At 57.1% G+C, this 13,378-nt stretch carries 8 protein-coding genes; 3 read left to right on the forward strand and 5 right to left on the reverse strand.

The annotated features are described in order from the left end of the window. The first annotated feature begins 297 nt into the window (after nucleotides 1-297). Nucleotides 298-1,614: a gluconate transporter gene (gntT, locus tag ACQG0T_RS21550; RefSeq protein ID WP_017384145.1), complete on the forward strand. Its 1,317-nt coding sequence runs from the start codon at nucleotides 298-300 to the stop codon at nucleotides 1,612-1,614. An 86-nt stretch (nucleotides 1,615-1,700) separates the two neighbouring features. Here gntT and malQ read toward each other — a convergent pair whose 3' ends face one another. Continuing rightward, nucleotides 1,701-3,782 (reverse strand): 4-alpha-glucanotransferase, encoded by a 2,082-nt coding sequence (gene malQ, locus ACQG0T_RS21555; protein WP_252051784.1) that lies wholly within the window; start codon nucleotides 3,780-3,782, stop codon nucleotides 1,701-1,703. A gap of 9 nt (nucleotides 3,783-3,791) precedes the next feature. Further along, a complete protein-coding gene (gene malP, locus ACQG0T_RS21560) occupies nucleotides 3,792-6,185 on the reverse strand; it encodes a maltodextrin phosphorylase (RefSeq protein ID WP_015571448.1) in 2,394 nt (797 codons plus the stop codon). A 571-nt stretch (nucleotides 6,186-6,756) separates the two neighbouring features. Between malP and malT the strand changes: the two genes are divergently transcribed. Next, nucleotides 6,757-9,462: an HTH-type transcriptional regulator MalT gene (gene malT, locus ACQG0T_RS21565; protein ID WP_271040478.1), complete on the forward strand. Its 2,706-nt coding sequence runs from the start codon at nucleotides 6,757-6,759 to the stop codon at nucleotides 9,460-9,462. A gap of 98 nt (nucleotides 9,463-9,560) precedes the next feature. On the opposite strand, the gene ACQG0T_RS21570 is transcribed toward malT, so the two are convergent. The 3 genes from ACQG0T_RS21570 to glpE are packed head-to-tail and all read right to left on the reverse strand — an operon-like array spanning nucleotide 9,561 to nucleotide 11,546. Then, nucleotides 9,561-10,319 carry a DeoR/GlpR family transcriptional regulator gene (locus ACQG0T_RS21570; protein ID WP_017384141.1) on the reverse strand — a complete coding sequence of 253 codons (759 nt, stop codon included), beginning with the start codon at nucleotides 10,317-10,319 and terminating at the stop codon, nucleotides 9,561-9,563. Between the two features lie 16 nt (nucleotides 10,320-10,335). Then, complete coding sequence (gene glpG / locus ACQG0T_RS21575) at nucleotides 10,336-11,166, reverse strand: rhomboid family intramembrane serine protease GlpG (protein ID WP_015571451.1); 831 nt, start codon at nucleotides 11,164-11,166, stop codon at nucleotides 10,336-10,338. Nucleotides 11,167-11,213: 47 nt separating this feature from the next. Next, on the reverse strand, nucleotides 11,214-11,546 hold the full coding sequence (glpE, locus tag ACQG0T_RS21580) for a thiosulfate sulfurtransferase GlpE (RefSeq protein WP_015571452.1): 333 nt from the start codon (nucleotides 11,544-11,546) through the stop codon (nucleotides 11,214-11,216). Between the two features lie 285 nt (nucleotides 11,547-11,831). Between glpE and glpD the strand changes: the two genes are divergently transcribed. Further along, the gene (gene glpD / locus ACQG0T_RS21585; RefSeq protein ID WP_015571453.1) at nucleotides 11,832-13,340 is read left to right on the forward strand and encodes a glycerol-3-phosphate dehydrogenase; all 1,509 of its coding nucleotides are present in this window, start codon (nucleotides 11,832-11,834) and stop codon (nucleotides 13,338-13,340) included. Nucleotides 13,341-13,378 lie beyond the last annotated feature (38 nt).

Here is a 13,378-nt window from a genome sequence, read left to right on the forward strand (position 1 = left end):
CCCGTCTGTATTGCCCGGTGGCGCTGCGCTTACCGGGCCTACTTTTTCTTGCCCCCCCTCTGTATGTTGACCTGCGTCTCATAATTCAAATTTTGCCTCCCTGGGTGATTCTCAATCACATCATGTTACCCGTATCATTCTCGTGGGCACTCAACACCCTTATAACAGCCGACTAAACTTAACGTTTTCGCAGGCATCAGTATGAGTGCCGTTAACACTCTGTTCCCAGTTGGGACAACCGGAATTTGTCGTTGAAACAATGACGTTACCCATAACAATTCAAAGGCCAGGTCAATCATGCCATTAGTCATCGTCGCTATCGGTGTTGTGTTATTACTGCTCTTGATGATCCGCTTCAAAATGAACGGATTTATCGCTCTGGTTCTGGTGGCACTTGCAGTCGGTCTGATGCAGGGAATGCCGCTGGTTAAAGTTATCAGCTCCATTAAAGCCGGTGTCGGCGGTACGCTCGGCAGCCTGGCGCTGATCATGGGCTTCGGCGCCATGCTCGGTAAAATGCTCGCGGACTGCGGTGGCGCACAGCGTATTGCCACAACGCTGATCGACAAATTTGGTAAGAAGAACATTCAATGGGCGGTGGTGTTAACCGGTTTTACCGTCGGTTTCGCGCTGTTCTATGAAGTGGGCTTCGTGCTGATGCTGCCGCTGGTGTTCACCATCGCCGCTGCCGCCAACATCCCGCTGCTGTTCGTGGGTGTGCCGATGGCTGCGGCGCTGTCCGTCACCCACGGTTTCCTGCCGCCGCACCCGGGCCCAACGGCTATCGCCACCATCTTCCATGCCGATATGGGTAAAACCCTGCTGTTCGGTACGATTCTGGCGATCCCGACGGTGATTCTGGCAGGCCCGGTGTATGCGCGCTTCCTGAAAGGCATTGATAAGCCTATCCCGGAAGGGCTGTACAGCGCCAAAACCTTTACTGAAGAAGAGATGCCAGGCTTTGGCGTCAGCGTCTGGACCTCACTGGTACCGGTGATCCTGATGGCGATGCGTGCCATAGCAGAGATGGTTCTGCCGAAAGGTCACGCGTTCCTGTCCGTTGCGGAGTTCCTGGGCGACCCGGTGATGGCGACGCTGATTGCGGTCCTGATCGCCATGTTCACCTTCGGTCTTAACCGTGGTCGTTCCATGGATCAGATCAACGACACGCTGACCTCTTCCATCAAAATCATTGCCATGATGCTGCTGATCATCGGCGGTGGCGGCGCGTTCAAGCAGGTGCTGGTCGACAGCGGCGTGGATAAATACATCGCGGCCATGATGCATGAAACCAACGTCTCCCCGCTGCTGATGGCATGGTCTATTGCCGCGGTGTTGCGTATCGCGCTGGGCTCTGCGACCGTTGCGGCGATTACCGCGGGCGGTATCGTTGCGCCGCTGATTGCGACCACGGGCGTAAGCCCTGAGCTGATGGTTATCGCGGTTGGTTCCGGTAGCGTGATTTTCTCCCACGTGAACGATCCGGGCTTCTGGCTGTTCAAGGAGTACTTCAACCTGACCATCGGTGAAACCATCAAGTCCTGGTCCGCGCTGGAAACCATTATTTCGGTGTGCGGCCTGGTCGGGGTTCTGCTGCTGAATATGGTTGTCTGATGTAAAAAAGCCGGGTGGCGCTAACGCTTACCCGGCCTACATTCTATTCCCTCTCCCCCTGGGAGAGGGTTAGGGTGAGGGTGAAACTACCGCTTCTTACCCACCGCTCTTCTGCGCTTGTCCAAATCCTTAATCAACCTGTTCACCCCGTCATCGGCGAACATCGCTTCAAGCGTTGTGGACAGCTTGCGACGCCAGTTTTTGTACTGATAGCTGGTGCCGGGGATGTTTACCGGCTCCGCCATATCAATCCAGTCTTCCGGTTGCAGACCGAGCAACGCGCTGTTGCTGTCGGCAATATAGCGCTGTAAGCCACGGTTAAGCGTTGGCGTCATCGACATCAGCGACGCCTTATGCCCGGCGCGCTTCGGCAGACAGCCATGCTTATGCAGCGCATCCAGCAGCCCCTGCTTCGCCAGCTCGCGATCCTGATACAGCCCACGCAGAACCTCTTCATCCGGGTAGAGACCCAGCGTTTTGCCGAGCGTCAGGTCGCCGCTTTCCCAGTAGCCTCTGAGCGTAGGAAGATCATGCGTCGTCGCGACTGCCATTGACTGTTCAGGGTACGCTTTCGGCGCGCGGAAGGTTTTCTCATGGTCGTTTTCAAAATAGAGCACTTTGTAGGAGTAAACCCCGCTGTCGCGGAGCTTGCTGACAATTTCCACCGGCACGGTACCGAGATCTTCGCCAATCACCATGCACTGATGACGTTTACTCTCCAGCGCGAGGATTGAGAGCAGGTCGTCCACCGGATACTGCACGTACGCCCCGTGGTCAGCCGTTTCACCGTACGGGATCCACCACAGGCGCAGCACGGACATCACGTGGTCGATACGCAACGCACCGCAGTTCTTCATGTTAGCGCGCAGCAGGTCGATAAACGGCTCGTAGGCACGCGCCGCCATCACGTGCGGATCCATCGGCGGTAAGCCCCAGTTCTGACCAAGCGGGCCCAGAATATCCGGCGGCGCCCCCACAGAAGCTTTCAGGCAGTAAAGTTCACGGTCACACCAGGTTTCCGCCCCGCCTTCCGCCACGCCGACGGCCAGATCGCGATACAACCCGATCGGCATGTTATAGCCCTGGCTCACCTGCCAGCAGGCGGCAAACTGGCTGTACGCCAGCCACTGCAACCAGAGATAGAAATCCACCTCGTCGGCATGCGTCTCACAGAATGCCTTCACTTCCGGGTTATCAACGGACTGATAGGCTTCCGGCCACACCGGCCAGCCCCAGCGCATCTCGTCCTCCTGAACCTGATACGCATGCAGCGCATCAAACGCTGCCTGCCAGTAAAGGCTCTCGCCTTCCTGCATCACAAACTGGCGGAAGGCTGCCATCTGCTCGTCGTCACGCTTCGCAAAGCCCTTCCAGGCCAGACGCAGAGCCGCCATTTTCAGCGCGGTCACGGAGGCATAATCAACCCAGTCCGCATCGCGGGCCTGTTTCAGCAGCTGTTGCGTAGTCTCAAGCTTCCACCACGCCTGCGCCTCTTTGCTGTTTTTGAAATCGTCTAACGCGTTAACGTCGATGTAAATCACGTTCAGCCAGCGACGGGAAGACGGGCTGTACGGGCTGGCGCTTTCCGGATTCGCCGGATAGAGGGCGTGGATCGGGTTGAGGCCGATGAACGCGCCGCCGCGCTCACCAACAGATGCCAGCATCTTTTTCAGGTCGCCAAAATCACCAATGCCCCAGTTGCTGTCCGAACGCAGGGTATAGAGCTGCACGCAGGCGCCCCACAGCTTTTTGCCTTCACGCAGCGCCTGCGGCTCATAGCAGCGCTTTGGCGCCACAATCACCCGACAGTGAAAACGCTGGTCGTCCCGGGTCAGCGTAAGCGTGTGGTAGCCCTCCGGCAGCTTCGCCGGAAGGTTAAGGGTTTTGCCGCCGGTGGCATGGCCTTTGTGCTGATGCCCCTCTTCGGTGGTGAGCAGCCAACTGAACTCGCCGCGCCCTTCCACCGCCAGCGGCATCTTTTTGCCTGCGGTAAAGACCTTGACGTTCGGCACCGGCGCACCCGACGCTTTCGCGTCGGTTTTGTGCATGGCATCCAGCAAACGTCTTTTGGTGTCCGCACCAATAGACTGCGGTTTGCCGTGCGCATTGATGTAACTGAGGCTAATTCCCGCCGCCTGCGCGGCACTGTCCAGACGTTTACTCTCCATCGCGCTTCCTTAGCGTTTTGCCTGCCAGATACGAGCCTGATAATCACGGATTGAGCGGTCAGAGCTGAACATACCGCAGCGCGCGGTGTTCAGGATACACGCGCGGGTCCAGGCATCCTGGTCGCGATACAGCACGTCGACCTGCTTCTGCGCTTCAACGTAAGCAGAGAAGTCAGCCATCACCAGGTACGGGTCGCCGCCCTGTTTGTCCATGCTGTGCAGCATCTGGTCAAACGCGTGCTTGTCGCCGTCACTGTACTTCCCGCTTTCCAGCTCTTTGAGCACCGCATCCAGCACTTTATCTTTTTTACGCCATTTCACCGGGTCGTACCCTTTGGCTTTGATGGCTTTCACTTCTTCAACAGTATGGCCGAAGATAAAGATGTTCTCTTCGCCGACCTTCTCGGCGATTTCGACGTTCGCACCGTCCAGCGTGCCGACGGTCAGCGCGCCGTTCAGGGCCAGCTTCATGTTGCCGGTACCGGACGCTTCTTTACCGGCGGTAGAGATCTGCTCGGAAATATCCGCCGCCGGGATCAGCATTTCAGCCGCAGAAACGCAGTAGTCCGGCAGGAACACCACCTTCAGCTTGTCGCCCACTTTCGGATCGCTGTTGATCGCCGCCGCCACTTTATTAATGGCAAGGATAATGTTTTTCGCCAGGTAGTAGCCCGGCGCCGCTTTCGCACCGAACAGGAACACGCGCGGGACGCGGTCGGCCTGCGGGTTCTCGCGGATCTCTTTGTACAGCGCCAGAATGTGCAGCAGGTTCAGGTGCTGACGTTTGTACTCGTGCAGTCGTTTGATCTGGATATCGAAAATCGCATTCGGGTTGATCTCAATTCCGGTGCGCATTTTCACAAACTCGGCCAGACGAACCTTGTTCTCCAGCTTAATGGCGCGGTACTGCTCGCGGAACTTCGCGTTGTCGGCCTGTTTTTCCAGGTTGATGAGCTGGTCCAGGTCGTTGGCCCACTCTTTCTTCAGGGTCTTGTCCAGCAGGCCGGCCAGCAGCGGGTTGCACTGCTTAATCCAGCGACGCGGCGTGATGCCGTTGGTCACGTTATGGAATTTGGTCGGCCACAGCTGGTGGTATTCCGGGAAGAGATCTTTCACCACCAGATCCGAGTGCAGCGCGGCCACGCCGTTCACCGCAAAGCCGCTGACCACGCACATGTTCGCCATGCGCACCTGCTTGTCGTGCACAACGGCCAGCTTCGCCCAGACGGCCTTATCGCCCGGCCAGGTTTTCTCCACCAGCGTTTTGAACTGGTCGTTAATCTTGTTGATGATCTGCATATGGCGCGGCAGCAGCGTTTTCACCAGCTTCTCATCCCAGCACTCGAGCGCTTCCGGCATCAGGGTGTGGTTGGTATAGGCGAAGGTGCGGCTGGTAATGGCCCAGGCGTCGTCCCAGCTCAGCTGATGCTCGTCGATCAGCACGCGCAGCAGCTCCGGGATCGCAATGGTCGGATGCGTGTCGTTAAGCTGAATAACTTCGAAGTCCGGCAGCTGAGCCAGCTTGCGGCCCGCCAGGTGGTGGCGACGCAGAATATCCGCCACGGAGCAGGCGCACTGGAAGTACTGCTGCATCAGACGCAGCTTTTTACCCGCCAGATGATTATCGTTCGGGTAGAGGACTTTGGTCAGCTTCTCGGCGTCGATCCCCTGCTGCTCGGCGCGCAGGAAATCACCGTCGTTGAATTTGGTCAGGTTAAACGGATGCGCGTGCTTCGCCTGCCACAGGCGCAGCGGCTGCGCCACGCCGTTACGGTAGCCGAGTACCGGCAGGTCCCAGGCTTCACCGGTAATGGTGAACGCCGGTTCCCAGAGTCCCTGCTTCGTGACTTTCCCGCCAATCCCGACCTGCACATCCAGCTGCGCGTTGTGGCGGAACCACGGATAGGTATTGCGGTGCCAGTCGTCTGGCGCTTCCATCTGATGGCCGTCGGCAAATGACTGACGGAACAGGCCGTACTGATAGTTCAGGCCATAGCCAATCGCCGACTGGCCCACGGTTGCCATGGAATCCAGGAAACAGGCTGCCAGACGTCCCAGACCGCCGTTACCCAGCGCCGGATCAATCTCTTCTTCCAGCAGATCGGTCAGGTTGATGTCGTGTTCTTTCAGCACGTCACCGACCTCCTGATACCAGCCAAGGTTCAGCAGATTGTTACCCGTCAGACGGCCAATCAGGAACTCCATTGAAATGTAGTTGACGTGACGCTGGCCTTTCACGGGCTTCGTCACAGGCTGAGCGTCCAGCTGCTCTGCGAGCGCCCCGCTCACCGCCTGCCACCACTGGTGAGGCGTCATTTCGTTTGCAGCATGAAGGCCAAAACGCTGCCACTGACGTGTCAGGGCAGCCTGAAATTGAGCTTTGTTGAAAGTAGGCTGTGACATAGGGAATCGGCATCCTGTAGAGAGTAAAAACATTTAACGCTAGTGTGCCTGGCTCATTGCGCCTCTTCCTCCTCCTGTCGGGGATTAGACAGGGAGGAGTAGCGGGGATGAGCATAAAAGTGTGATCGAGGCCACTGTGTGAGTGTGCGCTTCGCTGAAAAAGCGATCCCGGAAGAGCGTCAAAGAAATGAAATGCAGTTTCGGAGGAAATTAATCATCGCTGAAATGATTACTTGCGTAGAATAATATTTCCGCGCGTCGCGATTATTCAGCACCCCTATTAAGCCGATGCAACTTTCCCGAAGTTAATTAACTTCAGCGTCATTATCTCTTTCTGAAACCAGTTTCAGCGCAACCGCGACTTATGCACACAAGCCAGAAGCAGCGCGGCATCCAGCCATTTACGGAAAGTTCCATCAGTGATGAGAATGTTTTGTGACAGAGTGCAAATTCAGAGCCTCCAAACCCAGACATAACTTGCAATAGTTCCTCTATTGGCCGAACTTATAGATATTAATTACGAAGCGCAAAAAAAATAAATTCTCTCGTTCCCCACAGTGAAGTGAAAACTATGTTGATTCCGTCCAAATTAAGTCGCCCGGTTCGTCTTGACCATACTGTGGTCCGCGAGCGCCTGCTGGCTAAACTTTCCGGTGCGCATAATTTCCGACTGGCGCTGGTTACGAGTCCTGCGGGTTATGGAAAAACAACGCTCATTTCGCAATGGGCGGCAGGTAAAAGCGATCTTGGCTGGTACTCCCTGGATGAAGGGGATAACCAGCAGGAGCGTTTTGCCAGCTATTTAATTGCCGCGATTCAGCAGGCAACCAACGGACACTGCGTCACCAGCGAGGTGATGGTGCAAAAGCGCCAGTACGCCAGCCTGTCCTCTCTTTTCTCCCAGCTGTTTATAGAGCTGGCCGAATGGCATCGCCCGCTGTATGTGGTGATTGATGATTATCATCTGATCACCAACCCGGTTATTCACGAGTCCATGCGTTTCTTCCTGCGCCATCAGCCGGAAAACCTGACGCTGGTTGTCCTGTCGCGTAACCTTCCGCAGTTGGGCATTGCCAACCTGCGCGTGCGCGATCAGCTGCTGGAAATCGGCAGTCAGCAGCTGGCCTTTACCCATCAGGAAGCGAAGCAGTTCTTTGACTGCCGCCTGACGTCTCCGATTGAGGCGTCGGAAAGCAGCCGCCTGTGCGATGACGTTGCCGGCTGGGCCACGGCGCTTCAGCTGATTGCCCTCTCCGCGCGGCAAAACAACAGCCCGACGCATCAGTCCGCACGCCGCCTGGCGGGCATCAACGCCAGCCACCTGTCGGATTATCTGGTGGATGAGGTACTCGACAGCGTTGACCTCTCCACCCGCCATTTCCTGCTGAAAAGCTCCCTGCTGCGTTCCATGAACGATGCGCTGATTGTACGCGTCACCGGCATTGAAAACGGGCAGCTTCAGCTCGAAGAGATTGAACGTCAGGGTCTGTTCCTGACGCGCATGGACGATCCCGGCGAATGGTTTAGCTACCATCCGCTGTTTGGCAGCTTCCTGCGCCAGCGTTGCCAGTGGGAACTGGCCGCAGAGCTGCCTGACATTCACCGCGCCGCCGCCGAAAGCTGGATGGCGCAAGGTTTCCCGAGCGAGGCTATCCACCATGCGCTGGCCGCCGGGGATGCCCGTATGCTGCGCGATATTCTGCTCAACCACGCGTGGGGACTGTTCAACCACAGTGAACTGACGCTGCTGGAAGAGTCGTTAAAAGCGCTGCCGTGGGAAAGCCTGCTGGAGAATCCGCGTCTGGTGCTGCTCCAGGCCTGGCTGATGCAGAGCCAGCATCGCTACAGCGAAGTGAACACCCTGCTGGCGCGCGCCGAACAGGAGATGGAAAGCGAGATGGATACCACCCTGCATGGCGAATTTAACGCCCTGCGTGCGCAGGTGGCGATTAACGACGGTGACCCTGAGGAAGCCGAACGGCTGGCGATGGTCGCGCTGGATGAGCTGCCGCTGGCGAATTTTTACAGCCGTATTGTGGCCACCTCGGTACACGGCGAAGTGCTGCACTGTAAGGGCGATCTCACGCGTTCGCTTTCACTCATGCAGCAAACCGAACAGATGGCGCGCCGCCACGATGTCTGGCATTACGCCCTCTGGAGCCTGATCCAGCAAAGCGAGATTTTATTTGCTCAGGGATTCCTGCAAGCCGCCTGGGAAAATCAGGAGAAAGCGTTCCAGCTGATCCGTGAACAACATCTGGAACAGCTGCCGATGCACGAGTTCCTGTTGCGTATTCGCGCTCAGCTGCTGTGGGCATGGTCGCGTCTGGATGAAGCAGAAAGCAGCGCCCGCCAGGGTCTGAATGTCCTTTCGAGCTTCCAGCCGCAGCAGCAGCTCCAGTGTCTGGCTCTGCTGGTGCAGTGCTCGCTGGCGCGCGGCGACCTGGATAATGCCCGCAACCATCTTAACCGCCTGGAAAACCTGCTCGGCAACGGGCAGTACCATAGCGACTGGGTATCCAACGCCGATAAGGTCCGGGTGATTTACTGGCAGATGACCGGCGATAAAAAGTCCGCCGCCAACTGGCTGCGTCATACGCCTAAACCGGAATTTGCCAATAACCACTTCCTGCAAAGCCAGTGGCGCAACATCGCTCGCGTGCAGATCCTGCTGGGTGACTTTGAGCCTGCCGAGATTGTGCTGGAAGAGTTAAACGAAAACGCCCGCAGCCTGCGCCTGATGAGCGATTTAAACCGCAACCTGCTGCTGTTAAACCAGCTTTACTGGCAGGCGGGCCGCAAAAACGATGCCCAGCGCGTACTGCTGGAAGCGTTACAGCTGGCGAACCGCACCGGGTTTATCAGCCACTTTGTGATTGAGGGTGAAGTGATGGCCCAGCAGCTGCGCCAGCTGATTCAGCTCAACACGCTGCCAGAACTCGATCAGCATCGCGCCCAGCGCATTCTGCGCGAGATTAACCAGCACCACCGCCACAAGTTTGCGCACTTCGATGAGAACTTTGTTGAACGTCTGCTGAACCATCCGGAAGTGCCGGAGCTTATCCGCACCAGCCCGCTCACCCAGCGTGAATGGCAGGTGCTGGGGCTGATCTATTCCGGCTACAGCAACGAGCAGATTGCCGGTGAGCTGGCGGTGGCGGCGACCACCATCAAAACGCACATTCGCAATCTGTATCAGAAGCTGGGCGTAGCGCACCGACAGGATGCGGTGCAGCATGCGCAGCAGCTGTTGAAGATGATGGGATATGGAGTGTAATTCCTCTGCGGTCTGATGCCCTCACCCCGGCCCTCTCCCACAGGGAGAGGGAGAAAATTTTGTAGGTCGGGTAAGCGCAGCGCCACCCGACACAACCGCTAGCACAATTCCAGCTGCAAATTGTTATCCTTAATTACCTGCATCACGCCCGCCGGTGGCATCACATCAGTATAAACCGCATCCACCATGCTGATGCTGCCCATGTTGACCATCGCGTTACGGCCAAATTTGGAGTGGTCCACCACCAGCATCACGTGACGTGAGTTCTCAATGATCGCGCGCTTGGTGCGCACCTCGTGGTAATCAAACTCCAGCAGCGAGCCGTCGCTGTCGATGCCGCTGATCCCCAGAATGCCGAAGTCGAGACGGAACTGAGAGATAAAATCGAGCGTCGCTTCGCCAATAATTCCGCCGTCGCGGCTGCGCAGTTCGCCGCCCGCGAGGATGATGCGGAAATCGTCTTTCTGCATTAACGTGTTGGCCACGTTCAGGTTGTTGGTCACCACGCGCAGGTTCTCGTGGTTCAGCAGCGCATGGGCGACCGCTTCCGGGGTGGTGCCGATATCAATAAACAGCGTCGCGCCGTTCGGGATCTGGCTCGCCACTTTACGGGCGATACGCTCTTTCTCTGCCGTTTGCGTCGCCTTACGGTCATGCCATGAGGTGTTCACCGAGCTGGACGGCAGTGCGGCGCCGCCGTGGTGACGCAGAATACGGTTCTGATCGGCCAGGTCGTTGAGGTCACGACGGATGGTTTGCGGGCTGACGGCAAACTGCTCCACCAGCTCTTCAGTACTGACGTATCCCTGTTTTTTTACCAGTTCGATAATGGCGTCATGACGTTGTGTTTGTTTCATCAAATGTCCCTGGGAATTATGTTCGTTTTCGCGCATGGAGCGTATCGGCCAGCGCCATCGCCAGCCCGACCGCCAGGCCGGTAACGTGCGCACCATTGGCGATAGACATACCAAACAGATCAAACCATCCGGCAATAAGCCATATTAACGCAAAGGTTATTAATCCACGTTGTAAATAGATGCCGCTATCCGGGTCGCGCTCGCCTCTGAGCCAGGCGTAACCCATCAGGGCGTACACCACGCCGGATAACCCGCCAAACCATGGACCGCTGAATTTGTGCTGCACGTAGCCGCTTAACAGGGCGCTGATAAGGGTGATCACAATCAGCTTGCCGCTACCGAGCCGCTTCTCCACCGCCCCGCCGAGATACCACCACCACAGCAGGTTAAAGAGGATATGCATCACCGAGAAGTGCATCAGCGCATGCGTGAAGTAGCGCCAGACGTCAAATTGCAGGGAGGGATCGTACGGCCATGCGAGGGCAATCATCACGCTCTGGTCGCCCACCACGCTCATAATAATGAAGACGATGATGCAGGCTGCCATCAAAAGCAGCGTAAACGGTCCTGCGCGCTCGCGCAGGGTGGCGAGAAACGGAAAACGTTGATAGTGCAGGCCACTGCCGGTCTGGCCGGATTGCCAGCTTGCCGCCAGATAACGCGGGTCGCCCGGGTTTTCCAGAAAACGCGCAAGCTCGTCGTTCACGCGGCCGGCCTGGCTTTCGTCTGCCAGCCAGACATCCGTCTGTGTATGCTGCTGAATAGTCAGGATAATGCCCTGCGTCGCCATATAGTCGACAAACGCCTGGGCGACGCGCGGGTTGCTAAAAGAGGTGATCATCAACATGGGCAGCGGTCGCTTATTTCCACACAAAAGGGGACAGTATAGCGGGATCAGCGCTCAAACGCGTATTCAACTTCTGCCGGGAAATGACGATGCCAGGCATCGAAGCCGCCATCGACGCTGTACACCGCGTCGTAACCCTGCTGGAGCAGATACTGCGCCGCGCCTTTACTGCTGTTGCCGTGATAGCACATCACCATCACCGGGGTATCGAAGTCGTTATCGCGCATAAACGCGCCCAGCGTGTCGTTGGTGAGATGGAACGCGCCCGGCGTGTGGCCCATCGCAAAGCTCTGCGGATCGCGGATATCCACCAGCACCGCTTGTCCCTGGTGCATCTTCTGATGGGCTTCTTCTACGTTAATACATTCAAACTGATCCATGGTGTTCTCATCTTATATTCAGGTGTGGTGCGGTTTTCCCCTCACCCTACCCTCTCCCGGAGGGAGAGGGAAACGGATCACCCTCTCCCCGTGGGAGAGGGCTGGGGTGAGGGCATCAGACCGCACTATTTTACCCCGTAGTGTACGTCCTGGCGGCGGGTAAACGCCATTATGTTATCCATATCACTCTAAATTGTTTTTTTGATGTTACCAAAAGCGCGTTCCTTTGCTATTATGAGCGATATCGAACATTTTTGAGCTTTAACGAAAGTGCATGAGGGTGTTATGGAAACCAAAGATCTGATTGTGATAGGCGGTGGCATCAACGGTGCCGGTATTGCGGTTGATGCCGCAGGACGCGGTTTATCCGTGCTGATGCTGGAAGCTAACGATCTCGCCTGCGCGACGTCGTCCGCCAGCTCCAAGCTGATCCACGGTGGCCTGCGCTACCTGGAACACTACGAATTCCGCCTGGTCAGCGAAGCGCTGGCTGAACGCGAAGTACTGCTGAAAATGGCTCCGCATCTGGCGATCCCGATGCGTTTCCGTCTGCCTCATCGCCCGCATCTGCGTCCGGCGTGGATGATCCGCATTGGTCTTTTTATGTACGATCATCTGGGTAAACGCACCAGCCTGCCGGGTTCGACAGGTTTGCGTTTTGGCTCAGAGTCGGTTCTTAAACCTGAAATCGTGCGCGGTTTCGAATATTCCGACTGCTGGGTGGACGATGCGCGTCTGGTGCTGGCTAACGCGCAGATGGTCGAGAAGAAAGGCGGCGAGGTGAAAACCCGTACCCGCGCGACCGCCGCACGCCGCGAAAACGGCCTGTGGATTGTGGAAGCGGAAGACGTGGATACCGGTGAGAAGTTTAGCTGGAAAGCGCGCGGCCTGGTGAACGCCACCGGCCCGTGGGTAAAACAGTTCTTCGATGACGGTATGCACCTGCCTTCTCCGTACGGCATCCGCCTGATCAAGGGCAGCCACATTGTGGTGCCGCGCGTGCATACCCAGAAACAGGCTTATATCCTGCAAAATGAAGACAAGCGCATTGTGTTTGTGATCCCGTGGATGGACGAGTTCTCCATCATCGGCACCACCGACGTGGAGTACAAAGGCGATCCGAAAAACGTTGAGATCGACGAGAGTGAAGTCAGCTACCTGTTGAAAGTGTACAACGCGCACTTTAAGAAACAGCTGGCGCGCGATGACGTGGTCTGGACCTACTCCGGCGTGCGTCCGCTGTGTGATGACGAGTCTGACTCACCGCAGGCCATCACCCGTGACTATACGCTTGATATTCATGACGTGGACGGTCAGGCGCCCCTGCTGTCGGTATTTGGCGGTAAGCTCACCACCTACCGTAAACTGGCGGAGCACGCGCTGGAGAAACTGGCGCCGTATTACAAAGGCATCGGCCCGGCGTGGACGAAAGGCGCCGTGCTGCCTGGCGGCGATATCGGTGATAACCGCGACGATTACGCCGCGAAGCTGCGTCGCCGCTTCCCGTTCATTACCGAAGGAATGGCGCGCCACTATGCCCGTACCTACGGCAGCAACACCGAACTGTTCCTCGGCGAGGCGAAAGAGATTGCCGATCTGGGCGAGCATTTTGGCCATGAGCTGTACGAAGCGGAACTGCGCTACCTGGTGGAACACGAGTGGGTGCGCCGTCTGGACGATGCTATCTGGCGTCGTACTAAAGAAGGGATGTGGCTGAATGCCGAGCAGCAGTCTCGCGTGGCGCAATGGTTGCAACAACATGCGGGAAAGCGTGAATTGTCGTTGGCGTCGTAATTGAAAAAAAGCCGGGTGGCGGCTCCGCCTTACCCGGC

It is taken from the genome of Enterobacter cloacae complex sp. 302F9, from assembly GCF_050030335.1.
GTDB lineage: Bacteria > Pseudomonadota > Gammaproteobacteria > Enterobacterales > Enterobacteriaceae > Enterobacter > Enterobacter hormaechei_C.

Bases quoted from the DNA above. Each gene is read 5' to 3' on its own strand.
- malQ (WP_252051784.1), bottom strand. From the start codon at position 3,782: ATGGAGAGTAAACGTCTGGACAGTGCCGCGCAGGCGGCGGGAATTAGC.
- malT (WP_271040478.1), top strand. From the start codon at position 6,757: ATGTTGATTCCGTCCAAATTAAGTCGCCCGGTTCGTCTTGACCATACT.
- glpG (WP_015571451.1), bottom strand. From the start codon at position 11,166: ATGTTGATGATCACCTCTTTTAGCAACCCGCGCGTCGCCCAGGCGTTT.
- malP (WP_015571448.1), bottom strand. From the start codon at position 6,185: ATGTCACAGCCTACTTTCAACAAAGCTCAATTTCAGGCTGCCCTGACA.
- glpE (WP_015571452.1), bottom strand. From the start codon at position 11,546: ATGGATCAGTTTGAATGTATTAACGTAGAAGAAGCCCATCAGAAGATG.
- ACQG0T_RS21570 (WP_017384141.1), bottom strand. From the start codon at position 10,319: ATGAAACAAACACAACGTCATGACGCCATTATCGAACTGGTAAAAAAA.
- glpD (WP_015571453.1), top strand. From the start codon at position 11,832: ATGGAAACCAAAGATCTGATTGTGATAGGCGGTGGCATCAACGGTGCC.
- gntT (WP_017384145.1), top strand. From the start codon at position 298: ATGCCATTAGTCATCGTCGCTATCGGTGTTGTGTTATTACTGCTCTTG.